At 66.7% G+C, this 26,610-nt stretch carries 17 protein-coding genes and 1 pseudogene; 7 read left to right on the top strand and 11 right to left on the bottom strand.

Translation table 11 applies throughout. The features are described from left to right. Together AC07R7_RS09855 and AC07R7_RS09850 are read left to right on the top strand one after the other, a co-directional pair. Nucleotides 1-1,386 carry an efflux transporter outer membrane subunit gene (locus AC07R7_RS09855; RefSeq protein WP_494635012.1) on the top strand — a complete coding sequence of 462 codons (1,386 nt, stop codon included), beginning with the start codon at nucleotides 1-3 and terminating at the stop codon, nucleotides 1,384-1,386. Between the two features lie 361 nt (nucleotides 1,387-1,747). Then, nucleotides 1,748-1,954, top strand: a complete 207-nt coding sequence (locus tag AC07R7_RS09850) for a hypothetical protein (RefSeq protein WP_494635011.1) — start codon at nucleotides 1,748-1,750, stop codon at nucleotides 1,952-1,954. Between the two features lie 95 nt (nucleotides 1,955-2,049). On the opposite strand, the gene AC07R7_RS09845 is transcribed toward AC07R7_RS09850, so the two are convergent. Genes AC07R7_RS09845 through AC07R7_RS09825 form a run of 5 tightly spaced genes read right to left on the bottom strand, consistent with a single transcriptional unit; the run spans nucleotide 2,050 to nucleotide 7,971 of the window. After that, nucleotides 2,050-3,840, bottom strand: a complete 1,791-nt coding sequence (locus tag AC07R7_RS09845; protein ID WP_494635010.1) for an ABC transporter ATP-binding protein — start codon at nucleotides 3,838-3,840, stop codon at nucleotides 2,050-2,052. After that, nucleotides 3,830-4,966 carry a glycosyltransferase gene (locus tag AC07R7_RS09840; RefSeq protein WP_494635009.1) on the bottom strand — a complete coding sequence of 379 codons (1,137 nt, stop codon included), beginning with the start codon at nucleotides 4,964-4,966 and terminating at the stop codon, nucleotides 3,830-3,832. The genes AC07R7_RS09845 and AC07R7_RS09840 overlap by 11 nt, the downstream gene beginning before the upstream one ends. Continuing rightward, on the bottom strand, nucleotides 4,954-5,811 hold the full coding sequence (locus tag AC07R7_RS09835; RefSeq protein WP_494635008.1) for a glucosamine inositolphosphorylceramide transferase family protein: 858 nt from the start codon (nucleotides 5,809-5,811) through the stop codon (nucleotides 4,954-4,956). Before AC07R7_RS09835 ends, AC07R7_RS09840 begins: the two co-directional genes overlap by 13 nt. 37 nt (nucleotides 5,812-5,848) lie before the next feature. Beyond that, nucleotides 5,849-6,808: a hypothetical protein gene (locus AC07R7_RS09830; protein ID WP_494635007.1), complete on the bottom strand. Its 960-nt coding sequence runs from the start codon at nucleotides 6,806-6,808 to the stop codon at nucleotides 5,849-5,851. Beyond that, nucleotides 6,805-7,971, bottom strand: coding sequence for a glycosyltransferase (locus AC07R7_RS09825; protein WP_494635006.1), 1,167 nt, complete (start codon nucleotides 7,969-7,971; stop codon nucleotides 6,805-6,807). The genes AC07R7_RS09830 and AC07R7_RS09825 overlap by 4 nt, the downstream gene beginning before the upstream one ends. 189 nt (nucleotides 7,972-8,160) lie before the next feature. Between AC07R7_RS09825 and AC07R7_RS09820 the strand changes: the two genes are divergently transcribed. Continuing rightward, a complete protein-coding gene (locus tag AC07R7_RS09820) occupies nucleotides 8,161-8,592 on the top strand; it encodes a glycosyltransferase (protein ID WP_494635005.1) in 432 nt (143 codons plus the stop codon). 292 nt (nucleotides 8,593-8,884) lie between these two features. On the opposite strand, the gene AC07R7_RS09815 is transcribed toward AC07R7_RS09820, so the two are convergent. From AC07R7_RS09815 to AC07R7_RS09805, 3 genes are all read right to left on the bottom strand, one after another. After that, on the bottom strand, nucleotides 8,885-9,508 hold the full coding sequence (locus AC07R7_RS09815) for a LamG-like jellyroll fold domain-containing protein (RefSeq protein ID WP_492887827.1): 624 nt from the start codon (nucleotides 9,506-9,508) through the stop codon (nucleotides 8,885-8,887). Between the two features lie 92 nt (nucleotides 9,509-9,600). Continuing rightward, the gene (locus AC07R7_RS09810; RefSeq protein ID WP_494635004.1) at nucleotides 9,601-10,707 is read right to left on the bottom strand and encodes a pectinesterase family protein; all 1,107 of its coding nucleotides are present in this window, start codon (nucleotides 10,705-10,707) and stop codon (nucleotides 9,601-9,603) included. A gap of 58 nt (nucleotides 10,708-10,765) precedes the next feature. Next, entirely contained in the window at nucleotides 10,766-13,720 is a 2,955-nt protein-coding gene (locus tag AC07R7_RS09805; protein ID WP_494635003.1) for a TonB-dependent receptor, read from the bottom strand. Between the two features lie 240 nt (nucleotides 13,721-13,960). On the opposite strand from AC07R7_RS09805, the gene AC07R7_RS09800 reads away from it, so the two are divergent. From AC07R7_RS09800 to AC07R7_RS09790, 3 genes are read left to right on the top strand one after another with little or no spacing between them, the layout of a single operon-like run. Further along, nucleotides 13,961-16,222, top strand: a complete 2,262-nt coding sequence (locus tag AC07R7_RS09800) for a glycoside hydrolase family 88 protein (RefSeq protein ID WP_494635002.1) — start codon at nucleotides 13,961-13,963, stop codon at nucleotides 16,220-16,222. Nucleotides 16,223-16,225: 3 nt separating this feature from the next. Beyond that, nucleotides 16,226-19,318: an alpha-L-rhamnosidase gene (locus AC07R7_RS09795; protein WP_494635001.1), complete on the top strand. Its 3,093-nt coding sequence runs from the start codon at nucleotides 16,226-16,228 to the stop codon at nucleotides 19,316-19,318. 8 nt (nucleotides 19,319-19,326) lie between these two features. Next, complete coding sequence (locus tag AC07R7_RS09790; RefSeq protein ID WP_494635000.1) at nucleotides 19,327-20,688, top strand: glycoside hydrolase family 28 protein; 1,362 nt, start codon at nucleotides 19,327-19,329, stop codon at nucleotides 20,686-20,688. Nucleotides 20,689-20,723: 35 nt separating this feature from the next. Here AC07R7_RS09790 and AC07R7_RS09785 read toward each other — a convergent pair. The 3 genes and pseudogenes from AC07R7_RS09785 to AC07R7_RS09775 all read right to left on the bottom strand — a co-directional run. Then, a pseudogene (locus AC07R7_RS09785) lies at nucleotides 20,724-20,806 on the bottom strand (hypothetical protein); the annotation flags it as partial. After that, nucleotides 20,803-22,140 carry an oligogalacturonate lyase family protein gene (locus tag AC07R7_RS09780; RefSeq protein WP_494634999.1) on the bottom strand — a complete coding sequence of 446 codons (1,338 nt, stop codon included), beginning with the start codon at nucleotides 22,138-22,140 and terminating at the stop codon, nucleotides 20,803-20,805. The gene AC07R7_RS09780 and the pseudogene AC07R7_RS09785, both read right to left, overlap by 4 nt. 82 nt (nucleotides 22,141-22,222) lie before the next feature. Then, a complete protein-coding gene (locus AC07R7_RS09775; RefSeq protein WP_494634998.1) occupies nucleotides 22,223-24,934 on the bottom strand; it encodes a TonB-dependent receptor in 2,712 nt (903 codons plus the stop codon). A gap of 234 nt (nucleotides 24,935-25,168) precedes the next feature. On the opposite strand from AC07R7_RS09775, the gene AC07R7_RS09770 reads away from it, so the two are divergent. Continuing rightward, on the top strand, nucleotides 25,169-26,551 hold the full coding sequence (locus AC07R7_RS09770) for a pectate lyase (RefSeq protein ID WP_494634997.1): 1,383 nt from the start codon (nucleotides 25,169-25,171) through the stop codon (nucleotides 26,549-26,551). Nucleotides 26,552-26,610 lie beyond the last annotated feature (59 nt).

The following is a 26,610-nucleotide window of genomic DNA, read 5'->3' as shown; positions in this document are numbered from 1 at the left end:
ATGACTATTCCCGGTCTCCGCCATTCGGCGGCGCTACTGCCGATCACCGCCCTCCTGGCGGGGTGCGCCCTCGCCCCCCATGCCGCCTATACTCCTCCCGCGACGGCGACCGCGCCGACATGGCAGGCAGCCGCGCCGTCCGAACCCGCGCCACGGCCGACGATGTGGTGGAAAACACTCGGTGACCCGCGCATGGACCAGCTCATTGACCAGGTGACAACGCGCAATCCCGGTCTCGCCGCCGCCGGCCTTCGCCTCAAGCGCGCGCGCCTATCGCTGGACCTGGCGAGTCAGCGCTTGAAGCCGACCATCGTCGCGGATGTCTCCCATGGCCTTAGCCAGCCCATGACGGGCCGACGACAGTCGTCGTTGTCCTCGAGCGCCGCGATCACGACGAGTTGGGAGTTGGACCTCTTTGGCCGCCTGGCGGCTCAGCGCGACATGGAGCGTTGGGAGGCCCGAGCCAGCCAGCAGGATCTGGAGGCCACGCGCCTGGCCTTGGTTGGCTCGGCGGCGAGCGCCTGGTGGCAGCTGGCGCTGGCGAACGAGCGCATGGCGCTCGGCGACCAGAGTCTGATGAACGCCCAACGCACCTTCGACCTCGTCGCCCGCCGGTATCAGGCCGGAGCGGCCTCGGCTGTCGAGATGAAGGACGCCGAGCAAAGCATTGCATCGCAAGAAGCCCAACGCATTCGACTCGAGCAAGCTCGCACGGAGGCGCGAAACGCCCTCGCGGCGCTGCTCGGCGAACACGCCTATAATGGACCGGAGCCGAAGGCGCTCCCGACGGCCAACCTGCCCGAGATCCCAGCGGGACTCCCGTCGGACCTGCTGGTTCGGCGCCCGGACTTGGCGGCAGCGCAGGCTAGGCTTCGCCGCGCGCTAGCCGCGCAGGACGCGGCGCTGGCCGATACCTATCCCCGCTTTACGCTCACCGGCTCAGCCGGCGGCGTGAGCAGCGCGCTCAGCAACGTTCTTCGCGCGCCAAGCATGGGCTTGACCGGAGGGGTGAGCTTTCCGTTTCTCGACGCCCGTCGCGCTCGGTTGTCCGTCGGCGTGGCGAAGGTCGACTATGAGCTCGCGGTCGAACAGTTCCGGCAAACCTTCTACGATGCGCTGCGCGATACCGAGAACGCGCTTTCCAACAGAGCCGTGACGCTGATGCAAGGTGAGCAGCTCGTTCGCGATCTGTCCGCCGCCCGTCAGGCCGAGAGCCTGTACGCCCAACAGTACAAGGCCGGCGCTATTCCCCTAAGAACGGTATTGGACGCCCAGGAGCGGCGGCGCGTGGCCCAGAACGCTGTCCTTCAGAACCGCTTTGATCAGCTCAACGCCCAAATGGTTCTCTATATGGCCTTGGGCGGCGAGCCGGCCGCCAAACCATGACGCCAAGGACAGTGATGGCGGACAGTGGCTTTCGGCCCCACCCGCTTGAGCGAGGGCTGGATCGAGCGGTCAAACAACACCTTCGGCTTAACCGGCGGGCTCACAAAGCGCTGAGTGACCAGCTTCGTATCGATTGGCGGCGTTATCTGTAGGTGGCTCGATGACATCTTCATCCCCGCTGAGCGCGCTGCTGGCGGCCGCGCACGCCTTACGCCAGTCGGCGATTACCCGTGTCGAAAGGGCGTCAGCGCCGAGCCCGCGAGACCAAGCCCAAGAAGCTGGGAACCAAGCGCTCGATAAAGACCACCGGCGGCGGCGACCAACGGAACGGAAAGGTTCCCAGCTTAGCGATGTGGCGGACATGTCGCCGCGACAGGCGGCGACGACCTTGGATGCGGTGGCGAAGCTGCGCGACATGTACGGCGAAGGTGGCCTTGAGGTGAAGGCTTCTCGAGGTGAGGAAACGACGACATCCCTCGCGACCTACACCCGTTGGCTTCAGGAACGCGCTGGCGAAGCCACTGCCGATCCCGACACGCAGGCAAACCTCTTTAGCCTGAAAACCTGATCGGGGTGCGCTGGTCGCGCATGCTCATCCATGAGCGGCTTGGCGGTGAGCCCGCCTAGCGGATGACTGTTCCGGGCGTTCGCGCTTGGATCGCCCTAGTCTTCTTCAGGCCGCAGCAGGGCCGCATAGGCGCCGCCCCGCGCCATGAGCCCGTCATGCGTCCCACGTTCAACGACCTGGCCGCGTTTCATCACGACGATCAAGTCCGCCGAGCGAACGGTGGAGAGCCGGTGAGCGATCGTGATGGTGGTCCGCCCCTTCGACAGCGCCGCCAGCGCCGCGCTCATCGCCTGCTCGGTCTGAGTATCGAGCGCGCTGGTCGCCTCGTCGAGCAGCAGGATCGGCGGGTCGCGCAGGATGGTGCGAGCAAGCGCGAGCCGCTGTTTCTCGCCGCCCGAAAAGCGATAGCCGCGCTCCCCGACGATGGTGTCGTAACCTTCCGGCAACGCCTCGATTTGCGCCGCGATCTGTGCGGCGCGGGCCGCCGCGACAAGATCCGCATCGGTGGCGTCGGGCCTGGCGAAGCGCAGGTTGTCGGCGATGCTCGCATTCAGCAGATAGGGCTCCTGCGTCACGACGCCGAGCATTTCGTTAAGCGAAGCGAGTTTGAGGTCCCGGATGTCGACGCCATCGAACCGGATCGCCCCATGATCGACGTCATACAACCGCGCGAGAAGGTAGCCGAGCGTCGTCTTGCCCGACCCCGTCGCGCCCACGATGGCGACGTGCGATCCGGCGGGGATGTCGATGGAGACGTCGCGCAACGTGGGCTCGCCGCCCTTGTCGTAGGCGAAGCTCACATTCTCGATCGCGACGGCGCCGCGCATGCGATCGGCCGGGAGCGCAACAGCATCGGGGCGCTCGACGATTTCCACGGGCCGATCAAGATAATCGAACACGCGCGCGAATAGGGCTCGGGTGGTCCGAATTTCGAGTCCCGTGCGCAAAACCTCCTCAAGGGGCCAGAGCAGTTGCTCCTGCAGGGCGATCATCGCCACGAGCGTGCCGATGGTGATCGTCACGTCACGGCTGATCAGCCAGCCGCCCAGGAGAAGGGTCAGAGCCGGTAGCACCTGAAGCAGCAGATAGATGAGCTGCCACTGCCACTCACCCGCCGTGCTGGAGCGCACCTCGAGCGCGCCGACATCTGCCGAGGTTCGGGCGAAGCGTCGGACGAGAAAATCTCTCCGCCCCATGGTTCGGGCCAGGATGACGCCCGAGATCGAAAGCGTCTCCTGCACCGTCGACGAAAGGTCAGCCATCCGCTCCTGTTGCCGATGGGTGTAGGCCTCGCGCTTCTGACCGACATGATCACTCAGGCGCACGACGATCGGAATGACCGTCATCGAGAACAGCGCCAGCCGCCAGTCGAGCAACACCATGGCGACGCTGGTCATGATCACGAGGCTGAGATTGCGGGCCAGCTCGTGCGCGGTGTTGGTGACGAGAGATTGCAGCCCGCCAATGTCGTTGGCGATACGCGACTGGATTTCGCCAGCGCGGGCGTGGGTGAAGAAGCCCAGCGAGAGTGACTGGAGATGTCCGTAAACCCGCACACGCAAGTCATGCATGACCGCTTGGCCGATCTGCGAGGACAGTATGGCGTGGGTCGCGTTGATCACCGCGGATATCGCCCCCACGCCGATCAAGGCCGCGACGAGGAGACTGAGCAGACCCATATCGCCGTTAGGCAGCGCCTTATCGATGATCGCGCGCAGCAGGAACGGGGTCGTCAGGCCGACTGCCGCCCCTAAGGTGATGAGCGCCGCTATCGCCGCGATGCGGTGTCGATAAGGACTAAATAGCGACAGCACCCGCCGTAATGAAACCTGGACGGCCTCCCCGGTTTCATCCCCCAGCTCGTTCTTAAAATCGTTATCGAGCATCGTTCGTCACCTGAGCGAGGCAAAGTCGGGACATGGTGGACAAATAGGTTTCGCAGGCGGATTCGATTGTAAAACGCTGAGCTAAGGCCAGGCTTTTCTGCGCGTCTTGGGATCCTGGCCGGACCGTCGCGATCGCCTCGGCAAGGGCTCGCTCGTCACCAACCTCGACAAGCAGACCCAAGTCGCCATGACCCAGCAAGGTCTTCATGCTTCGACCGCAGTCTGTGGCCACGATCGGAAGCCCCGCGGCCAGCCCTTCGAGGACGACCGCGGGCACGCCTTCATAGTCTGACGACAACAGCAGGATGTCGAACGACGTCAGCTGGTTGACCGGATCTGGAAGGTAACCTCGGAACACCACGCGCGTTTTCAGTCCAAGATCCACCGCGAGACGCTCGAGCTTTCCGCGTTCGGGCCCATCACCAATGATCGTCAGCGTATCGGCCGCGAGCGCTCCACGCGCGAAGGCGCGCAACATCAGGGCGATATTCTTCTGCGGCGTGAGCCTGGCGACGCAAACGAAACAGCGGCCGGCGCCATTGGTTCGCGGGGCTTGCCGGCTTGCCCGCAACCTGGCGATCAGCGGTCCGGACAGGGCGGGATCCGGAATGATCGTGACGCGGTCAGCCGACACGCCCAGACAGTCACCGATCTCCTCGGCCATCGGCGCTTCCATGCCGATGAAGTGGTCTAGGCGCCGTCCCTGGATTTTGAGCCATAGGCGATAGGCGAAGCGGAACCAGCGCGGCTGATCGCGTCGGTCGAGATCGTTGCTGATCTTGACCACGATGGGCGGGCAGTCGCGGCCCAGTAGGACCTTCAGCGCGACCGCGATGACCGCGTAGGTATTGCCCGCGCAGAACAGGACGTCGGGACGCAGCCGCCGCACGACCTTGGGAAGCGTCCAGATCATCCACAACGTTTCCATCCCGGCCACGCCTGGACCAGCGCCCGGCGGAGAGATCGGATCAAGGCCGGCGCCGACGTCGTCGCGCATGCCCCCTTCGAGACGTCCCATGAAAAGCGGCGCATCGACACCCAGCTCGCGCCAATGACGCACCATCCGCAGCGCGATGCGCTCGACCCCGCCAGGCTCGAAGCTGTGCAAGAAGGTCAGGACGCGCAAGGCGCGGACTCTCGGCGCGGCGCCCACAGCGAGCGATCGATGCGCTTGACGTCGAACAGGGTGACCGGACCACAGGCCGACAGGGTGTGCAGTCCCATCGAATAGCCCCCCACGCCAGGCGGCGGCGCAAGCGGTGCGCTGGCTTCGGCCTCGAAGCGATCAGGGCCCAGCTCCAAAATCTTCAACTGTCGGACGCCGCCGCCGTATGTGTGCCTGCAGTCCTGCACCGGCAGGACCGGCGCGGCGTCCTCCATCCAGACCGTGCCGCCAGGCCGGCATGACGCCAGACTGTCGCGCACGGGGTTGCCGGCATGGGGGCGCCATGGCCCGGTCAGACGCTCGGCGAAGGCCAGGTGTAGGCGCCCCTGCTTCCAACGCTGCGGGCCGGTCGGAGAATAGGCCAGCCACCACAGCCCGCCGTGTCGGAACGGGGTGGCGTCGATCGCGGGAGTGTCCAGTTCGAAACGCGCCACCGGCTCCCAAACGTCGGGAAACGCGGCCGCTCGGTAAAGCGTGAGCCCGCCCGATCGGTGGCCCTCGGGGAGCATCCAAATTTGCCCGTCGGTCTCGAAGACCTGCGGATAGGACAGGTGCCAGGGCTCGCGCAGGATCACGGACCGTCGATGGGACAAAAAGTCCGACCCAAGTTCGATCACCTCGATGACGCCGTGGCGAGTTCGGTAGTCATAGGCTTCGACGAACAGGTACAGGCACCCATCGCGCCAAAGGCCGAAGGGATCGGCCAGGAACTTAAGCCTCGCCTCCTCGGCCAGCCAGTGGACCTGAGGGGCGGAGGAAAAACCGAGCCGAGCAATCTGGGCGATCGGCGCCTGGACCAGCCCCACGCGCCAGATGTCTCGTCCAGGAATCCGTGCGCGCCAATCAGTAGTCATGGACACCCCCGGCCTTGATCGAAGACGCCCCGCTCGCGCGGCGCAAGCTACGCGTCAGATCGAGCGCGCCCAGCCCGACGATCACGGACAGATGTAGAACCAGCGTGACCAGGGCGAGCGCCGCCAGCAACACGGCAACGGTCGAATGCGCGCCCAACAGCAGCAGCATCAAGTTGCCGAACACCAGATCCTTGTTGGAGATCAGCGGGATGCGCGAGATCAGGTAGCGGATCGCCAGCAGGACGATCCACAGGCCAGGCTGCACTTCCGGCATAGCCAGACGCCAGACCAGGATGGTCAGCGCGGTCCACACCCCAAGGCGCAGACAGCAGATAAGGCCGACATAGGTCAGTTGAGACGGGCGCAGCGAGAATACTCGCCGCCTTAAGAGCAGGACGCCTAGCGAGATGGCGAGCGGGATGATCCCCGACCATAGGGCTGGCCCCATCCGCCGAGCGAAATCCATGTCGCGGAGCTGCGTCAGGCTGACGGCCGCCAGAACCAACGTCAACAGGTTGCCAAGCAAGGCCGAGACGATGTTGGCGTCCTTGATGGCGGCGAAAGGCTCGGCGATGACGCCCGCCGCCCGTCGCGCCCAGACATATAGATAGGCCTCGCCGCTGTAGCCCAGCACCACTTCATTGATGACGTTCTTGCGCAGCAGAGTCTCGAAGCCCTCGAGGGGCATGTTCCAGAACCGCCGAAAGATCGCGAAATCGGAGATCGTCTGGACGAGGTACAGCAGCAGGAGCGCTGGCCAGACCAGCGGCGGCAAGCGGCCGATAGTGGCCAGTACCTCCGCGGTCGCGCCGTCCAGCTGCAGGACAATGGCCGCGACCATCCCGACCGACAGAAGCCCGCCAAGCCACACCCATCGCCGCCGGGTCCGTCCGCCGGCCGCGCGCGAGGCGGCTTGGTCGACACCGTCGGCCTCCGCGCCTCCGGTCATGTCCGAACTCCGGCCGCGACGGCGCCGTAGTGTTCAAAAAGCTCGGCGAAATGGTCGATGTCGCGCCGCACGCCAACCGATGCCTTGATCGCGGCGCTCTTCAAAGCGAGCGGGTCTCGGGCGAAAAGACGTTCGATGGCGGTCGCGGCGGCGACAGTGTCGCCGGCGAGATAGATTTCGCAGGTCTCCAGCCGCGCTATATGCGCGAACCCACCGCGATCAGGCCCGACAACGGGCAGGCCACTGGCCATCGCCTCGGCCGGGATCAGCCCGAAGGTTTCGGACTCGCAGCCATGCACCAGAGCGTCGGCGCTCGCCAGGTGCGCGGCCAGGAGCGTCCGATCGCGGATCGGCGGCAGGATATGAACGTGGGGATCCCCGGCGGCGGCGCGGGCCACGCGCGCACGGTCAATGCCGTCGCCGATCAAAACCAGGCCGAGCGGCGCGGCGCATCGGGCGCGCTTCACCGCTTTAATGACCATCGGCCAGCGCTTTTCAGGATGGAAACGGCCGACGCCGAGCACCAGTCTCGCCTCGTCCGGGCAATTGCAGGCGGCCAACAGACGAGACCGAAGCCCCGCGTCGCGCATGTCGGGCGAGAAGGCCTCGCGATCGATGCCTAGCGAAACGCTGGCCACCGCGTCGATCCCCTGCCCCGTCAGCCGATCGGCCAGCCAAGGTCCTCCAGTGACGACGGACGCAAAGCGCCCGGTCAACTGGCGGAGGTAACGCCAGAACCACGCGAATAGCTGGTCTATGCGCTGTGGGCTGGCGAAAGGGGCAAGCCAGCGCTGGGGATAAGAGGCCACGGGATCGGCATGCATGAACATCGCGCGCGGGACCGGAGCGCGCCAACGGGCGACAATCCACGCGCCTCGCCAGGGCGAGGACGCCTCGACCAGATCGGGCGCCAGTCGATCTAGCCAGCGGTGCACCGGCCCCGCATCCCAGAACATGTGATAGTTGGCGTCGAATGGCAGTTTCGGGGACCGAACGTGGATCACCCCGCCAGCCTGGCGCTGTTCGAAGGCATCCTGGGGGCCCGGCGCGATCACGAAGAGTTCGTGACCAAGCTGCGCGGCCGCCTCCAGTTTACGGTCGATGTAGGTCCGCACGCCCCCGCCGGTCGGCGAATAGAATTCGGCGACATCCACTATCCGCATCGCGCTTCGAACCTCAGAGATCCGCCGGACCGCACCGCCTAAACATCCGCGCGACGGGGGCTCGCGGGGCGCTTTCACAGAAAGACGGCATGCGTCGACGCACGCCTCAAAAGATTTTCAAAATCCGTGTGGTGGCGCGGCGCGCGCGTCGTCTGAATTGAAAACCGAGGCCACCGCACGGGGACAGACATGGAAATGAATAGAATGGTGGCCACCCGTTTCAGGAGGCCGCCACGCATCGCTTTGTTCTCCAGGAACTACAACTACACCCTGGATGGAGCAAATAAGTCCCTTAACCGCCTGGTTGGTCACCTGCAAAGCACATTGGACACTGGGGCGAGTACCTATTCTCCGACTTCGCGGACCCCGGCGTTTGAACCGGTCGGCGATCTGATTTCCGTACCGTCGGTGAGAATTCCGTTCCGAAGCGACTACCGCGTTTCGTTCGGCCTTACCGCATCCACAAGGCGGGATATCGAGGCCTTCGGACCCGACCTTATCCACCTCTCGGTGCCGGACGCTCTAGGCTGGTCGGCGCTCAAGCTAGGTCGCCAGCTGTATGTGCCGGTCGTAGCCAGTCTACATACGCTGTTCGTTAGCCCTCGACGGCCGACGACGTGAAGACCGGCGCCGGATCCGCCAAAAAACCCTTGCGCTCGACGCGCGCCGGCAGCGACCTGACGGTTCAGAGGTCGATCCTGCTCGGCGTCCCTAGAGCGTCGTGGGCGGCATGCCGGTTCGATGTCGATCTGTCCAACAGGCGGCCCCATCGGCGACGGCTGCACGAAAATAGCTTGGCGCTTCATGAAAACGCGTGTCGAGCCACTCCCCTGAAACTCCCGAGAAACTCCATGTTTGGACGCACGTCGAGGATTTCGGCGCGCCCCAGGTCGGTGCGGCGATCAAGCGCCCGTCAGCGCGTCTTCCGCAGCGCTTGCGGCGCCAGGGCGCGGGGCGTGAAGCGGGCCTCTCGGACGGCGCCCTTGAAGTAGTCGACCTTGTTCATGCGGGCCCCGATCGAGCTGCGGCCCTGGCCTTGCGGCTGGTAGGCGATGTCGGCCTCGCCCTGCAGCTCGCCGTTGACGAACGACCGGTAGGTCTTGCCGTCATAGCTCTGGGCCACCCAGTACCAGGGGCCGATCGGGAAGGTCTTGTCCAGGAACAGCAGGGTCTGCTTGTAGCCCTGCCCCGTGGCGAAGGCGTCCAGGCTCCAGGCGCCGTCCTTGACGCGGATCTCGAACAGGACGCGCGTGACCGAGGGCGGCGCGCCGGGCGTCGGGTCCTCCTCGTTGAGGTGGAACCAGCGCTGGGCGAAAGCCCCGCCATCGGGACGGAACAGAGCCTCGAAGGTGAACTGGCCCATGCCCGCCAGCGGATGTTTGCCGATGACCAGGCGGTCGTCGACGCCGTCGAACTGAACGGCCTTGCCATAGGGGCTGTCGACCAGGATCGGGTCGCCCTCGACCCTGGTGTCGGCGCCGCCAATGTTCGACAGGCGGTCGAAGACCCAGCGGGTCTGGCCGGGGAGCCTGGTCATCGCCCGAGCCTCGCCGGCCAGCAGCCCTCCAGCGAGAGCGGCTCCGCCGACCAGGACTTCGCGTCGTCCGCAACCGCCCATCGCTTCACTCCTCAAACCGGATTCCAGCCCGACATCAGCTTCGGGATCGTATAGTTGCGCGCCTCCGCGGCCGACAGCTGGCGGCGACGCTTGGAAGGCTTGCCCGCGCCCGGTCCCTTGCTGACGTATTCGAACAGGCGCGCATCCTCGGGCTGGTACATGGCCCGCCGGCCGCCCTTCAGATTGTAGTGCATCGGATACCAGCCTTCGGGGACGATATGGTCGTCCATCCAGCAGCGGATGAAGGCGGCCTGCCCCACGGCGTCCGGGTTGCCATAGCGACCGTCCGGGAAGCTCATGGTGCGCCGCCAGGGCCGGCCCAGCGCCATCGTGCGCCTGGGCATGTCCGCATCGCGGGTCAGGCGACAGTCCAGGAAGACCAGACCGTAGGGCTGGCGGCGGTCGGTGTCCGGCGCGGCGATGAAGCCGTGGAAGTCCTTGCCCGGCCGGGTGCGCGAGCGGATCTCGCAATGGTCGAACACCGCCAAGCCCATGCCGTAGATGAAGTCTACGCAGCCGCTGACATAGCACTCGCGGAACACGCTGCGGCCTGCGTCCGCGAACAGGGTGTCCTGCCAGCCGGTCAGGGCCACGTCCTCGAAATAGGCCTTGTCCGAGCCTTGGCCCAGCTTCAGCGCCGTGGCTTGCGCCCCGCTGGCGCCGGTGCGGTCGTAATCGACCTCGGGCGGCATGTGGCGCGGATAGTCGAAGTCGTTGGCGATGGTCATCCGCTTGGCCCGGAAGCCGGGCGCGGTGACGACCAGGGTGGCGATCTCGGCCGGACCGCCGGGACGACGGGCGCCGGCATAGTCGTCATGGACAATGGTGGTGGCCTGGCGGCCCTCGCCGATCAGCCAGACGTTCGGCTTGGTCACCGTCACCTTCTCGCGCCAGGTCCCAGCGGTCACCAGAATACGGAACGGTTGGTCGCTGACAGCCGGCGCGGCGTCCAGCGCCTCGGCGAGGGAGGCGTAGGTCTTGGCGACGCCACGGCTCCTTCCGTCCGTCGAGACGATGGCGTCGAAAGCTCCGCGGGAAGCGGCCGGGGCCGGGTTGGCGGCGAAAGCGGCCGCCGCGCCGGTCAGCATCAGCGACCGGCGATCGAAGAGATAGGACATGGGTCGCCCTCGCAAAGCGACACGGCGCGGCTCCGAAGAGCCGCGCCGTGCTTGAGGCTTAGAAGGTGTAGCGGAAGCCGGCGAAGAACTCGCGGCCGGTCTCGTGGTAGAACGACACCAGCTGACTGCTGTCGTAGTACTGGTCCTGCTTCTCGTTGGTCAGGTTGACCGCCTCGAGCGTGAAGGCCAGGTTCTTGGTCCAGGTGTAGGTCAGCGAGGCGTCGAAGTTCAGCGTCGACTTGGTGCCTTCGACGTCCGAACCGTTACGGCCCGGGATCTGGGTTAGGTACTTGGAGCGATAGGCCGCCGAGACGCGGCTGCTGATCTTCTTGTTCTCGAAGTAGAGCGTGGCGTTGTAGCTGTCCTTCGAGAGGTTGGTCAGCGGGCCGATGGCCGCCACAGCGCCTGTCGAGGACAGGTACGTCACGTTCGAGGTCACATGGGTGTAGTTGCCCAGGAAGCCGAACTTGTCGAACGGCGCCGGCAGGAAGGTGAAGGGCTGCTGGTAGTTGATCTCGAAGCCCTTCAGCGGACCGCCGGGCGTGTTGACCGAGGTGCTGAACTGCCAAACCGGCAGGCTGGGCGAGCAGCCCGGGGTGGTGCCGCAGGCGGCGACCGCCGCGCTGTCCGGCAGGCCGAACGGGTTCTGGTCGAAGGTCGACAGCGCCGAGGTGTAGCTCTGCACGAACGTCGAGATGTCCTTGTAGAAGTAGGCGAAGGACAATAGGCCGCCCGGCTGGAAGTACCACTCGACCGCGGCGTCGGCGGTCTTGGCGCGGTACGGATCCAGGAACGGGTTGCCCGAGGTCACCGACTTGGTCGAACCCGTGCCGATGTTGACGCCCGGCGTCAGCGAGCCGAGGTTCGGCCGCGACATGACCTTGGCGGCGCCGAAGCGCAGCAGCAGATCTTCGCGCGGCTCGACGACGACGTTCATGGCCGGCAGCACGTCCGTGTAGGCGCGCGTGGCCGTCGTGGCCGAGATCGTCTGATAGTTCACGCCGTTGACGTTCGAGGGCACTACGCCATAGCCCAGCGCCTTCTGGCGGGTCTTCACATAGCGGACACCGACATCGCCGCGCACCGGCACGCCGCCGACGTCGAACTTGAAGTCGCCCTGGACGTAGCCCGTCGTGTCCCACTCATCGATCGAGTAGTTGCTGCCCAGGCTGGGCTCGCGACCCAGGTTGTAGATGCCGCAGCCCTGGGTGAAGCACGAATTGCCGAACGGGCTGACCCAGACCGTGCCCGGCGTGGTGGTGACCGTCTTGCCGTAGTTCACGTCGTCCATGTGCAGGGCCGCGAGGGCCTTGTTCAGGTCCGGCGTGATCCATGAAGACACGTTGCCGGCCGGGATCTTCAGGCTCGAGAAGTCGATCGTCTCCGCATAGCTGGACCGCGGCACGGTCTTCAGGTCGGTCGAGCTGATCGGATTGATGTTCGAGGTCGTGCCGTTCGAGCGGGCGAAGGCCGTGCTTTCGACGCCATAGGCCTTGTAGGACAGGCCGCCCTTCAGCTTGAAGGCGTCGCTGAAGTCATAGGCCAGGTCGAACTGGCCGGTCTTGTAGCTGTTGTCGACATAGCCCTGGACCATGCGAATCTCGGCCAGGGTCCAGGCGTCGGCGTTGACGGTGTCGCCGGAGCCGTACTTGATCACCGGATAGGCGTCGCCGGCGCTGTAGTCGAAGCTGTAGCCCTGGACGTTGTACTGGTCCCACTGGACCGTGTTCTGGACGGGGTTGGAGAAGGTCGACTTCGAGAAGCCGAGCACGCCCTTGGCCTTGAACTTGTCGGTGAACTGGTGCTCGCCGGCCAGGGTGAACTGGCGGAATTCGGTCTCCAGTTCATCGTGGCGCTGCTCGGTCTTCAGATCGACGTTGTTCCACGTTCCCTTGGTCATGACCGGGAAGTTCGAGCGTGGGCTGGTGATCGTGTAGTCGACCACGTCGACCTGGTTGATGCCGCACGAGGGCGCCGAGGTCGCCGTACAGGTGCCGGCGGTCTGGGGCGTGAAGGTCTCGAGGAAGTCCTCGTTACGCTCGCCCTTGAAGTCGGCGTAGAGCACGTCGAACGAGACCGTGGTCTTGTCGTCCGGCGCCCATTGCAGCGACCCGGTCATGCCCAGGCGGTCCTGCTTGTTCTTGTACCAGTCAAAGCGCGGGATACGCGGGTGGACCGCGCCATTGGCCTCGGCGCAGGCGGCGGCGTTGGTGGCGCAGGTCACGCCCTTCACGCTGCGGAAGCCCGGCGCGGCGGCCGTGCCGGTTTGCCAGCGCACGGTGCTCGTGCCTTCGTCCAGCAGATCGCGCTTGGAATAGGCGATGGAGAACAGAGCGCCGATGGTGTCGTCGCGCCAGGTGTTCGAGATCAAGGCCGCCACGCGCGGCGAGGCCTTCTTGGCCTGGTCGTTGTAGCCGTACTTGCCCGACACCGCGAAGTTGAAGCCGCGCTTGTCGAACGGGTGGGCGGTGTTCAGGTCGACGGTCGCGCCCAGCGAGCCCTCTTCCGTCTCGGCCGAGGCGGTCTTCTGCACCGTGATGCGGTTGAAGAGATCCGAGGCGAAGACGTTGAAGTCGAACGAGCGGCTGCGGTTGGTGCCGCCCGAGGCGTCGGTGCCGCCCGAAGTGGTCAGGGCTTCCATCCCATTGATGCGCACGCGGGTGAACTGGGCGCCCAGGCCGCGGACCGAGATCTGGCGGCCTTCGCCGGCGTCACGCGAGATCGCGACGCCTGGGATGCGCTGGATGGATTCGGACAGGTTCAGGTCAGGGAACTTGGCCATGTCCTCGGCGTAGATGGCGTCGACCGCCGCCGCCGAGGAGCGCTTGACGTTCAGGGCCTGCTGCAGGCTGTTGCGGAAGCCGGTGACCACCACCGCCTCGACCGTGTCATCAGCCGCGGGGGCCGTAGCGGCCTGCTGCGCCTGGGCGGCGCCCGCAGCTAGCATGACGGCCAGACCCGCGGCGCCGGTCAGAAGGCGATCACGCAGGGCAAAACTCTTGGATGAAGCCATTATCTCGTACCCTCCCAGGTTTGGTGTTCTTGATGACACCGGTATCATTATCTTCACATGCTGCGATCGGTTTCCATTTTTTGCAAGCCCACAAGCGCAATAATGGGCGGGTGCGCCTATGGTGCGACACCGGTGGCGCCGACCGCCGGCGCCGGTAGACAACCTTTCAAAATCTGACATTCTATTCCAAATAATGAACGTCGCTGACCCCATGAGTGTCGGCGCGCCGAGGAATCGCCAGTGCCCACGACCCCGCGTTCGAAGCCCCTCCGTCAGGCCGGCATGGCCGCCCTGCTGTGCGCCACGGCCTTGTGCGCCGTCGGAGCGCCGGCCCTTGGCGCGCCGAAGCGCCCGGCGGCCGTCGCTACGCAACTGCCCGCGCCGGCCGAGGTGCTCGCGGTGCTGAACCGGGCCAACAAGGCTCAGATCGACGCCATGCGGGCCGAGCCGATCCCCGTCTCCACCGGCGGCGCGGTGCGCGAAATGTCCTCGAACTGGGTGTCGGCGACCTACTATGTCGGCGCCGCGCGACTGGCGCGGGCCACGGGCGACGTCGAGACGCTGAAGTTCCTGACCGACGCGGCCGAGCACTACAACTACGCCCTGCGCGGCGCGAAGAACGGCAAGGCCATGCTGAACGCCGACGAGATGGCGATTGGCGACCTCTATGAGGAGCTCTACGCCCGTCGCGGCCAGGAGGGCGTGATCATGCCCCTGCGCCAGCGCCTGGACTGGGCTATGCCGCACCTGGCCCGCCAGCCGATCCCCGAGCACCTGGTCTGGTGGTGGAGCGACGCCCTGTTCATGGCCCCGCCGGTGCTGGCGCGGATGAGCGCCCAGACCGGCGACAGGAAGTACCTCGACGCCATGGACAAGCAGTGGTGGCGCACCTTCGCGCGCCTCTACAGCCCGGACGACAGCCTCTATTTCCGCGACGAGCGCTTCATCGATCGCCGGGACGAGCAGGGCCGAAAGCTCTTCTGGTCGCGCGGCAACGGCTGGGTCATGGCCGGGACCGCCCGGGTGCTGGAATCGATGCCGTCCGACTACATCTCGCGGCCCCGCTATGTCGCCATCTTCCAGGCCATGGCCAAGCGGGTCGCCGGGCTGCAGCGCGCCGACGGCCTGTGGGCGTCCAGCCTGATGCAGCCGGAGAAGTTCCCCGAGGCCGAGACCTCGGGCTCGTCGTTCTTCGTCTACGCCCTGGCCTGGGGGATCAACCACGGGATCCTGGACCGCGCGACCTATCAGCCCGTGGTCGTGAAGGGTTGGACCGGTCTGCAAAAGCAGGTGCTGCCCAGCGGCATGATCGGGGCGGTGCAGAAGACCGGCGACCAGCCGGTGCCGACGGCCGCCGACGACATCGGTCCCTACGGCACGGGCGCCTTCCTGCTGGCCGGGCTGGAGGTGATGAACCTCGGCAAGCCCGTCACCGCCCTGCCCCTGGCCGAACCTTCGCGGGACGCCGCAGACTTCGTGGCCGCCTCGACGCCCGTGCCGCCCGTGCCGCGCACGGTGCGTGGTCCAGAAGAGGAAGCGCGCCACGCCACCGAGATGAAGGCCGTCGCCGCCCTCGCCTACGATCCGGCCATCGAGGGTCCGGGCCTGGCGCCCGCCCAGGTTCCGCCCGCCGCGCCGGGCCAGCCGACGCCGCCGAAGATGATCTATCGCATGGCCCCGCCGCCGGCCGGCCAGGACAAGCCGCGTGCCACCGTCCGCTACGCGCCCGAGCGCTATGACGACATCCTGTGGGAGAACGACCGCACGGCCCACCGCATCTACGGTCCGGCCCTGGAGCAGTTCGAGCCCCCCTCGACCTCGGGGATCGACGCCTGGGGCAAGAGCGTCCGCTACCCGTTCATGACCCGCCAACTGCGCACCGGCGACCAGCACGCCTACCACGGCGAAGGCATCGACTATTACAACGTCGGGACCTTCCGCGGCGCGGGCGGCCTAGGCGTCTGGGACGGCGGCAAGCTGTGGGTGTCGCGCAACTGGAAGGACTACAAGATCCTGAAGGACGGCCCCGACGCGGCGTCTTTCAAGGTCAGCTACGCCCCCTGGAAGGTCGCGGAAAAGCGGGAGGTCTGGGAAAGCCGCACCTTCACCCTTCCGATGGGCACGAACTTCACGCGGATGGTCTCGACCTTCGGCTCGAACGCCAAGGGGCCGATCACAGTGGCCTTGGGGATCACCAAGAAGCCGACCGCCAAACAGGCCGGTGACCTGCGCGCCGACAAGGCCAAGGGTGTGTTCTCGTTCTGGGATGTCACCGATCCCGACAAGGGTACGATGGGCGTGGCCCTGCTGGTCGATCCCAAGCAGATCGTCGGCGTGACCGAGACCGACAGCGACTGGCTGGTGCTGGTCAAGGTCGAGCCGGGCAAGCCCTTCGTCTACTATATGGGCGCGGCCTGGGACAAAGGCCTCGACTTCCATTCGCGCGCCGACTGGGAGACCTATGTCTTCGCGCAGAAGCCCGACTTCAACCCGAGCCGCTAGGCGATGGATCGCCGCCAGTTCCTGGCCGTCGCGGGCGCAGGCGCGAGCCTGACCCCCGGCGCGGCCAAGGCCGCACCGAGCACGGCCCGGATCGCCGCGCCGCGCGTCGACCAGATCGATAGCCCGCTGGGCCTCGACAATCCGAGGCCGCGCTTCTCGTGGACGATCGAGGCGGTTGGCGCGCGCGACGTGAAGCAGAGCGCCCACCGGATCCGCGTCGCCGCCAGCCGCGCGGCGCTGACCGGTGGTCCGTTCCTGTGGGACAGCGGCAAGGTGTCGTCCGACGCCACTTTCGACATCGCCTATGCCGGCCCGGCCCTGGCCTCGCGCCAGCGCCTCTGGTGGCGGGTCGAGGCGTGGGACGGCGCGGGCAAGCCGATCCGCGCCTCGACGCCCGCGTGGTTCGAGACGGGCCTGCTGGAGCCCTGGTCCGCCGGTTGGCTTGAGGCCGAGACCCCGGCCATGCGCGAACAGCGCCTGGAGGGGATGCGCTGGCTCTGGGGCGACACCGACGACGCCAAACCCCACCGTTTCCGCTGGCGCTTCGACATGCCGGCCGACGTGGTCTCGGCCGTCGTCAGCGTCTGCGCCAAGGATAGCCTGAACGGCCTGTGGGTGGACGGCGCGAGCCTGATCAAGCCCGGCGACCGCACCGCCTGGGGCCAGGGCCCGAGCTTCGCCCTGCCCCGCCTCGCGCCTGGTCCGCATGTACTGGCGGTCGAGGCCGGCCTGCGGCTGGACGAGCCGCGCCCCGTGCTGGGCGGCGCCCTGGCCGCGCGGCTGACTCTCACCAAGGCCGACGGTTCGGTGACGCGGATCCACGCCAAGGACGGCTGGCGCACGACGCTCGACGCGCCCGATGGTTGGCGCGAGACGCGCTTCGATGACACGGCCTGGCCGGCGGCTATTCCGGCGCGAACGATCCCGCCCTGCCATCCCTGGATCACCGGTCCAGCCGTGCGCCTGCGCAGGGCCTTCCGGCTGGAGAAGCCCGTCGCCAGCGCTCGTCTCTACGCCACCGCCCTGGGCGGCTACGAGGCTCGGCTGAACGGCAAGAAGGTCGGCGACCGCCTGCTGACGCCGGAGTCGACCGACTTCCGCAGCCGCGCCCTCAGCCAGGCCTATGACGTCACCGACCTCGTGAAGACCGGCGACAACGTCCTGGGCGCCCTGGTCGCCGACGGCTGGTTTGGCAGCCCGTTCGGGTTCCTGGACCTGCGCTACGCCTTCGGCCCGCCGCCACGCCGGTTCTCGGGCCTGCTGGAGGTCACTCACCCCGACGGCTCGACGACCCGCATCGCCACCGACGGCGACAACTGGAAACTGGCGCCTTCGGCCGTGCTGAAGGCCGAGATCTATGACGGCGAGACCCACGATGCGCGCCTGGACGAGACAGGGTGGGACGCACCGGGCTTCGATGACCGCGCCTGGACCTCGGCGCGCAAGGGCGAGGCGCCGCCGGTTCATGTCGCCGCCCAGCCTGGTCCCGGCATCCGCGCGATCCAGGTCCTGAAGCCGACCGCGACCACCACGCCCAAGCCCGGCGTCCGCATCGTCGACTTCGGCCAGAACTTCTCCGGCTGGTGCCGCATCCGCGCGAAGGGCGCGACCGGCGACACGGTCATCCTACGCCACGCCGAAGCGCTGAAGCCGGACGGGACGCTGAACACCACGTCCAACCGCCGGGCGCTGCAGACCGACACCTACGTTCTTAAGGGCGATCCGGCTGGCGAGACCTGGGAGCCGCGCTTCACCTTCCATGGCTTCCGCTATGTCGAGGTCACGGGACCGCTGACCGAGATCGAGGGTGTCGTCCTGCACAGTGACGCGGCCCTGACCGGCGCGGCGCGCATCGACCATCCGCTGGCGCAGTCGATCGTCAACAATACCCTGTGGAGCCAGCGCGGCAACTTCCTCGGCATCCCCACCGACTGCCCGCAGCGCGACGAGCGCATGGGCTGGACCGGCGACGCCCAGATCTTCTGGGACGCGGCGGCCTTCAACATGGACCTCGACGCCTTCACCCGCCGGTTCATGGGCGACATACGGGCCGGCCAGGCGCCGACCGGCGAGATGCCCGACACCGCGCCCTTCTGGGCCCTGGGCCAGAACACCCCCGGCTGGGCCGACGCGGCGGTGATCCTGCCCTGGACAGTCTGGCGACGGTACGGCGACACCAGCATCATCGGCGAAAACTGGGACGCCATGGACCGCTGGAGCCGGCGGCTGCTGGCCCTCAATCCCGACCACGTCTGGCGCAACGCGCGGGGCATGGACTATGGCGACTGGCTGTCGGTCGACGCCAGGAGCCGCTCGGACATCACCACGCCCAAGGAATTGGTCTCGACCGCCTATTGGGCGCACTCGACCGACCTGTTGGCCCAGATGGCCAAGGCCACCAGCCGCGATGCGGACGCCGCCCGCCTGACCGCCCTGCGCGCCAAGATCGGCCAGGCCTTCGCCCGCGAGTTCGTGCGCCCCGACGGCGGGGTCGGCAACGACAGCCAGACCAGCCACATCCTGGCCCTGCGCTTTGGCCTTGTCCCGCCAGCCCTGCGCCAGGCCTCGGCCGATCGCCTCGCCGCCGACATCCGCCGGCGCGGGACCAAGCTGTCGACCGGCTTCATCGGCACGCCCTACATCCTCGACGCCCTGGCCGACCACGGCCACGCCGACCTCGCCCATGGCCTGCTGCTGCAGACCGACCTGCCCTCGTGGGGCTATCAGGTCGGCCAGGGCGCGACGACGGTGTTCGAGCGCTGGGACGGGCTGAAGGACGGCGTCGTCACCGGCTCGTTGAACCACTACGCCTTCGGCGCGGTCTGCGGTTTCATCTGGCGACGGATCATCGGCATCGACGCCCTGGAGCCCGGCTTCCGCCGCATCGCCATCCGTCCGCTGTTCGACCCGCGCCTGCCCGGCGCTGGCGGCGACTACGAGTCCGTGGTCGGCCGCATCTCCAGCGCCTGGAAACGCACGGCCGAGGGCGTCCGGCTGGACGTCGCCATCCCGCCCAACGCCACCGCTCGCGTCGAGCTGCCCGCTCGCGTCGTCGAGATCGGCTCGGGCGCGCACACCTTCACCTTCAGCGCCTGAGGCCTTCCATGCAGAGACGCGCCCTCCTTCAGCTCGGTCTCGTGGCCGCCTCCGCGCCCACCCTCGCCCTGGCCGCCGGCAAGCCGATCCTGGCCAACGCCCACGGCGCGGTCGGCGACGGCAAGACGCTGAACACCAAGGCCATCCAGGCCGCCATCGACGAGGCCGCCAAGACCGGCGCGACGGTCGCGCTGAAACCCGGCGTCTACCGCACGGGTTCGATCTTCCTGACGTCCGGCGTCACCCTGCGCCTGGACAAGGGCGTGACCCTGCTGGGCTCGACGAACCTGGCGGACTATCCCGAGCTGCCGACCCGCGTGGCGGGCGTCGAGCTGACCTGGCCGGCGGCGCTGATCAATGTCTACAAGCAGAAAAACGTCCGCATCGTCGGCGACGGGACGGTCGACGGCGACGGCAAGGTGTTCTGGGACAGCTACTGGGCCCTGCGCCGCAAGTACGACCCCAAGGGCCTGCGCTGGGCCGCCGACTACGACTGCAAGCGCCCGCGCCTGATCCAGATCTTCGACAGCCAGGAGATCGAACTGGCCGGGCCGCGCCTGCGCCGCGCCGGATTCTGGACGGTGCACGTCTGCTATTCGCATGACGTCCACATCGCCGACCTGGAGATCCGCAACAACGAGGGCGGCCGCGGCCCCTCGACCGACGGCGTCGACATCGACTCCTCGCATGACGTGCTGGTCGAACGGGTCGACGTGGCCTGCAACGACGACGCCCTGTGCATCAAGGCCGGCCGCGACGCCGACGGCCTGCGGGTGGCGCGGCCGACCCGCGACATCGTCATCCGCGACTGCGTGATCCGCGACGCCTCGGCCGGGATCACCTTCGGCAGCGAAACCTCGGGCGGCTTCCACGACATCAAGGTCTCGGGGCTGAAGGTGCATCATCCCACGCCCGTCGGCATCCTGTTCAAGTCGGCCCACACGCGCGGTGGGACGATCTCGAACATCGACATCAGCGACATGCATCTGCAGGACGTGCCGACCGTCTTCCGCGTGAACCTGAACTGGAACCCGTCCTACAGCTACGCCGAGATTCCGGCGGGCATGACCGACGTCCCGCCCTACTGGAAGGTCATGACCCAGCCTGTTCCGCGCGCGCAGGGCCTGTGCCGCCTGAGCGACGTGCGGGTCAGCAAGATCAGGTCGGTCGGCGCCAAGACCGCCTTCGAGGTGGCCGCCTTCGCCGAGGCCCCGCTGGAGCGCTTCGCGTTCGAGGATCTGGATCTCGACGTCCAGGCCGCCGGCAAGATCGCCGACGCCAAGGACTGGCGCTTCACCCGCTGCCGCATCGACACCCTGGACGGCAAGAAGCCCGAGGTGGTCGAGTCCTCGGGCGTGGTGGGGCTGTAGCTATTCTTGTCATCCCGGAAGCCTCGTAGAGGCTATCCGGGACCCAGGGGCCAGCGCAGTGCGGTCGTCTCCCTGGGTCCCGGCTCTCCGCTTCGCCGCGGCCGGGATGACAAGCTATGCGGACTTGGTCACCTCGACCGCATACACATGGTTCGCGCCGTGCATATTCGAGGTGAAGACGATCCACTTCTGGTCCGGCGTGAAGGTCAGGTTCGGCTCCAGGCGATAGTCGTGGGCCGACATGTCGACGAGGCGCTCGGAGGCCATCTTCTCCGGCGTGATCAGGTCGTCGGTGTAGTACTGGGTCGCCGCGTCGCGCGGGGTCCCCGGCTTGAAGACGTAGATCCACTTGCCGTCCGGCGCATGGGCGACCATGTCGGCGTCGCCGCCGTCGCCCGCGAACAGCGTCCCGTCGGCCGAGACGTTGTAGTGCACCGACCACTCGTTCTGCTCGACCCGGCGCCATAGGCGCTTGCCGGTGGCGATCTCGTAGCCGCCGATCCAGAACACCTGGCCGCGCGGGGTCTGCAGGTCGTACCAGATCCACTTGCCGTCGGCGCCGAAGAACTCGTGGCCGGCGATCTCGAAGTTCATGGTCCGGGTGTGGATCTTGGTCAGGGCCGAGCCGTCGGTGCGGATGGTCCAGATGCGATCCACGCGATGCCAGGGTCCCTCGTGGCAGAACATCACCAGAGTCGGGTCGGTCGGCGAGAACTGGGCGTGACCCAGCCACTTGTCCGAGGCGTGGACGATCTTGCGCTCGCCGGTCTTCAGGTCGAGCGTGAAGATCTCCATCGGCGTCGGCGTCTCGAAGCGCTCGGTCATCCGCACGCCCTTGGCCTTGGCGAAGGACAGCGGCTTGCCGTCCGGGCCGTTGGCCGCGTACTCGGCCTGGCCGAAACGCTTGCGGTCGTCAGCGGTGTTGGGCTGCAGCGGCTTGCCGCCGTAGGTGACGACGCCCAGCAGCAGGGTCTCGTCGGCGTTGATAGAGACGATCTGACCCTGGGCCAGCTTGCCGACGACCTTGGCCTTGCCGCTGTCGATATCGAGCGCATGGATCGTCTTGGCCCGATCCACGGGCTGGCCTTCGCCCGGCGCGGTGACCGCGTAGTAGAGCCGCCGCGACGCGCGGGCGAAGAACAGCAGGTCGGCGTCCTCGCTCTTGGCCAGCGGCGTCAGCTTGAAGGTCTTCAGGTCCACGAGGGCGATGCCCGCTGGCGTGGTGATCGCCAGCTTGTCGCCCTGCGGCGTGTAGCCGTTCTGGTGGAAATAGAGGTTCTTGCTGCCCCCCTCCTCCGACAGCCGCACGATGCGGTGGCCGGTCTTGGGGTCGATCCAGTCCTTGGGCGGATTGCCGATCGGCGCCGGCGGCGCGGCGGGGGTCTGGTCGGCGAGAGCCGGCGTAGCGAGGGCGGCAGCGGCCAGGCCCAGGATGCTTCTGCGATCGATCACGTCGAATGCTCCAAAAAGATGGGCCTGGGGCGGGGAAAGGACCGCCCCAGGCCCTAGGAGGAGGCCGGGAAAGAGGAAGCGGTCAGTAGGTCCAGCGGACGCCGAGCAGGATCTCGCGGCCGGTGTGCCGGTAGTCGCTGACCCGGTTGGTGGTGTCGACATAGGCGTCGGTGAACTTGTCGCCCAGGTTGATGCCTTCCAGGGTGATGACGAAGTTGTCCCGCAGCTTGTAGCTCGACGAGAAGTCGTAATACGTGCTGCCGTGGGTGCCGCCCATGTTGTTGCCGTTCGAGCCCGGGAAGGCCGTCAAGAACTTCGACCGCTTCGCCAGCGAGGTGCGGGCGCTGAACTTGCCGCGCTCGAAGTAGATCGTGGCGTTGGCCGTGGTCTTCGACTGCCCGGTCAGGGTGTTGTACTTCGGCGCGGCCTTGGTGCCGTAGTTCACCTCGGAGTCGACATAGGTGAAGTTGCCGATGAAGCCGAAGCCGCGCAGGGCGTCGGGCAGGAAGTTGAACGGCTGCTGGTACTGGAACTCGACGCCCTTCAGCCAGCCGCCGTCGCCGTTGTAGGGACGGGTCACGTCGAAGATGTCGGAGCCCACGGCCCCGGCGCTGGTGATGATGCTCTCCGGCAAGCCCAGCGTGTTGTAGACGGCGCGGCTGGTCTGGCTGGCGATGAAGCTGTCGATCTTCTTGTAGAAGACCGCCACCGACAGCAGCGACTCCGGCGCGAAATACCATTCGGCCGCCAGGTCGAAATTGGTGGCGCGGAACGGCTCCAGGTCCGGGTTGCCGAAGTTCACCGTCCGCGTCGTGGCGCTGACCGAACCGCCCGGAGTCAAGCTGCCCAGGGTCGGGCGGGCCATAACCTTGGCGATGCCGCCACGCAGGATGAAGTTGTCGCGCGGCTCCAGGGTGATGTTCATCGACGGTAGAACGTCCGTGTAGTCGTTCTTCATCGTGACGTAGTTGGTGTTGGTGTTGACGAAGCCGCCGGCCGTCACCTTGGTGTGGGCCACGCGGAAGCCGAAGTCCGAGCGCAGCGCCATGCCGCCGAAGATGGTGGCGTCGACCACCGCCTGGCCGAAGCCGCTGAGGTCGTCCTCGGACACGTCGCGGGTGTCGCCCGTCTGCACGATCAGCGGATAGCTGAGCAGCTTGGTGTAGGCGACGGCCTTGTCGATGTCGGCCACCACGTAGCTGCGGTCGCCGCCCGGGAACGGGAAGTCGCGGCCGAACGAGACGACTTTCGAGAACGCGCCGACGCCGACGATCTGGTTGGCGCCGGTCAGGGTCTGGTTGCGGCTCGCGTCGCGATATTTGACGACGTACTGCTGGGCGTCGACGCCACCCCGCAGCTTCAGGTGCTCGTCGACGTCGAACTCCAGCGCGCCGTTGACGGTGCGCACGATGTTCAGCGCCGTGCTCTCGCGCGAGCGCATCTCGGTCAGGGTGAAATTGGCCGGATTGGCGACGTCGAAGCCATAGGTGATGATCGGCGTGCGGTCGTTGGCGCGGGCGTCGTAGACGTAGCCGTTGACGTCGTTGCGATCGAGCTGGAACGAGATCTGCTCGGGCATGCGGTAGTCGGAATTGGCCACGCCGACGCGCATGTTGCCGCGCAGGCGGTCGGTGAACTCATACTTCCCGCTGAAGGTGACCTGGGTGAAGGTCGTGTGGTCGCGCTGGGCGCCGTTCTCCGAGCGGACATCGACCTTGTCGAACACGCCGTAGGTGAAGGTGTTGCGGTCGTTGAGCGCGTAGTCGCGGAGGATGGTCGCGCCCACGCCGGCGGCGTTCGAGCGGCTGAATGAGATGGCTTCGAGGTTTGGGCTTTCGGTGAACTGGTTCAGGTCCGAATAGAGGACGTCCAGCGACAGCTCCGACTTCGGGTTCGGGCGCCACTGGGTCGAGAAGGTGATCCCCAGGCGCTTGGAGTCGAGCAGCGAGCCGGTGTAGCGCGGGATGCGCGGATAGAAGGCGTTCTGCACCTTGGCCAGTTCTTCCGGCGTCGCGCACTTGGAGCAGCTGGCGAAGTTGTCCGTGGCGTCGGCGCCTTGCCAGCGCGTGGTGTTGAACCCCTCGGCCACCGGCTGGCGCTTCGAATAGGCCACCGAGGCCAGGACGCCGAAGGTCTGGTCGGGATTGGACCAGCTCAGCAGGCCCGCGACGCGTGGCAGGATGCGGTCGGTGATGCTGTTCAGGCTGCCCTCGGCCGAGGCGGCGGCCTTGAAGCCCCTGTAGTCGAACGGGCGACCGCTCTGCAGGTCGACCGTGGCGCCCAGCGAGCCTTCCGAGATGTCGGCCGATTGGGTCTTGCGCACCGTGATGCTGTTGAACAGCTCCGAGGCGAAAACGTTGAAATCGAAGCCGCGGCTGCGGTTGCCGCCGCCCGTGGCGATGGCCTCGACGCCGTTGATGCGGACGCGGGTGAAGTCGGCGTTCAGGCCGCGGACGGTGATCTGGTGGCCTTCGCCCCCGACGCGGTCGATGGTCACGCCCGGCAGGCGCTGGATGGCTTCAGCCAGGTTCTGGTCCGGGAAGGCGGCGATGTCCTCGGCCAGGATCGCGTCGACGGCGCCGATGCTGGTGCGCTTCACGCCCAGGGCCTTGCTCAGGCTGGATCGGTAGCCGGTGACGACGATCTGCTCGACCTCGGAGGCCCCTTCGGCGGCGGGGGCGCTTTGCGGCGCGGCAGCCACGGCGTCCTGAGCATGCGCGCTGGCGGCGGCAAGCAGCGAAACGGCCAAAGCGCCGCTGGCCATCAGTCGTTTGCGGAATGTGGTCGAGGTCATGTTCGCTCCCCTCAACCGGTTTGACACCGGTATCGTTTGACGCTCCACAAAATATCAAAATGTGGAACTATTGCTCATACCTTGCAACACATCGCGAAAACCTGCAACTCTGGTATTACCAATCCGATGCGTTTTCAGAGCATCCGGCCAACTAGGTGAAACGAGGAAACGACCATGAACTGGCAAAAGGCGTTTGTTTTTGCTGGCCTTCTGGCTGGAGTTACCAATTCGGTTATGGCGGCCGAAGTGGTGAGGCCGCTGGCGTTTCCGGGCGCGGAGGGCTTTGGCCGGTTCGCCGAAGGCGGCCGTGGCGGCAAGGTGATCAAGGTCACCAACCTGAATGACTCAGGCCCCGGCTCCCTGCGCGCCGCCGTCGAGGCCGACGGTCCCCGCATCGTGGTCTTCGACGTCGGCGGCGTGATCCGCCTGAAGAGCGACCTGAAGATCGCCAACGACCACATCACCATCGCCGGCCAGACGGCGCCGGGCTATGGCGTCACCCTGCGCGACGCCCAGTTCCTGATCCACGCCAACCACGTGATCGTCCGCTACCTGCACGTCCGCGTCGGCGATGTGGCCGGCAAGGAGTACGATTCGATCTCGCTGGGCGGCGGCTCTGACATCATCCTCGACCACATCTCGTCGGGTTGGTCGATCGACGAGAGCCTGTCGGTCACCCAGAAGGTCACGCCCGACGTCAAGCACCTGACCAATGTCACGATCCAGTGGTCGCTGATCGCCGAAAGCCTGAACCACTCGATCCACGAGAAGGGCGAGCACGGCTATGGCAGCCTGATCCAGGGCTCGTTCGGCGCCAAGTACAGCTTCCACCACAATCTGTGGGCCCACCACGAGGCGCGGATGCCCCGCATCGGCAACTATGCCGGCGCAAAGGACGACGCCGAGGGCATCACCTTGGATTTCCGCAACAACGTCTTCTACAACTGGGGCCAGGGCGCCACGACGGACTTCTACAACTGGGAGCCGGGCGTCAGCCGCGGCTATTCGATGGACCCGTTCTACGGCCGACCCGACAACGCCTCGAAGTTCGCCGCGGGCGAGGATCTCAACACCAACTCGACCACCCACTCCAACTTCGTGGGCAACTACTACATCCAGGGCGCCAACACCGGCGGTCCGCTGGCCCTCTATATCCGCAACAAGAGCGGCCTGACCCACTTCGCTGGCAACTACATGGACGACAAGCTGGTCGCCGATCAGAAGACCCTGGTCCTGACCTCGTCCAACGCTCCCGGTGAGCACGTGGTCGACACGCCCTTCCCGTTCGGCGCCGTCGTCACCCAGAGCGCGCCCGACGCCTACAAGGCCGTGCTGGCCAAGGCCGGCGCCTCGCGCAAGCGCGACCCGATCGACGCCCGCGTGATCAAGAGCGTGATCGACCGCACCGGCAAGATCATCAACAGCCAGAAAGAGGTCGGCGGCTGGTTCGAAGCCTCCTCGACCGCCGCGCCGAAGGACACCGATGGCGACGGCATGCCCGACGCCTGGGAGACGGCCCACAAGCTGAACCCGAAGGACGCCTCGGACGCGGCCAAGGATCGTGACGGCGACGGCTATACGAACATCGAAGAGTATGTGAACGGGCTGGTTCGCTAGCCAAAGCGCTTGTCATGCCGGAAGCCTCGCAGAGGCTGTCCGGGACCAGGGGGTGCGTG

The organism is Caulobacter sp. GW821-FHT05F04 (assembly GCF_059419665.1).
This window is presented reverse-complemented; position numbering and strand designations above follow the sequence as displayed.

Coding starts and splice junctions, on each gene's coding strand:
- AC07R7_RS09775 (WP_494634998.1), bottom strand. CDS start 24,934: ATGACCTCGACCACATTCCGCAAACGACTGATGGCCAGCGGCGCTTTG.
- AC07R7_RS09815 (WP_492887827.1), bottom strand. CDS start 9,508: ATGACCAGGCTCCCCGGCCAGACCCGCTGGGTCTTCGACCGCCTGTCG.
- AC07R7_RS09820 (WP_494635005.1), top strand. CDS start 8,161: ATGGAAATGAATAGAATGGTGGCCACCCGTTTCAGGAGGCCGCCACGC.
- AC07R7_RS09770 (WP_494634997.1), top strand. CDS start 25,169: ATGGCGGCCGAAGTGGTGAGGCCGCTGGCGTTTCCGGGCGCGGAGGGC.
- AC07R7_RS09795 (WP_494635001.1), top strand. CDS start 16,226: ATGGATCGCCGCCAGTTCCTGGCCGTCGCGGGCGCAGGCGCGAGCCTG.
- AC07R7_RS09825 (WP_494635006.1), bottom strand. CDS start 7,971: ATGCGGATAGTGGATGTCGCCGAATTCTATTCGCCGACCGGCGGGGGC.
- AC07R7_RS09855 (WP_494635012.1), top strand. CDS start 1: ATGACTATTCCCGGTCTCCGCCATTCGGCGGCGCTACTGCCGATCACC.
- AC07R7_RS09850 (WP_494635011.1), top strand. CDS start 1,748: ATGTCGCCGCGACAGGCGGCGACGACCTTGGATGCGGTGGCGAAGCTG.
- AC07R7_RS09790 (WP_494635000.1), top strand. CDS start 19,327: ATGCAGAGACGCGCCCTCCTTCAGCTCGGTCTCGTGGCCGCCTCCGCG.
- AC07R7_RS09830 (WP_494635007.1), bottom strand. CDS start 6,808: ATGACCGGAGGCGCGGAGGCCGACGGTGTCGACCAAGCCGCCTCGCGC.
- AC07R7_RS09845 (WP_494635010.1), bottom strand. CDS start 3,840: ATGCTCGATAACGATTTTAAGAACGAGCTGGGGGATGAAACCGGGGAG.
- AC07R7_RS09810 (WP_494635004.1), bottom strand. CDS start 10,707: ATGTCCTATCTCTTCGATCGCCGGTCGCTGATGCTGACCGGCGCGGCG.
- AC07R7_RS09805 (WP_494635003.1), bottom strand. CDS start 13,720: ATGGCTTCATCCAAGAGTTTTGCCCTGCGTGATCGCCTTCTGACCGGC.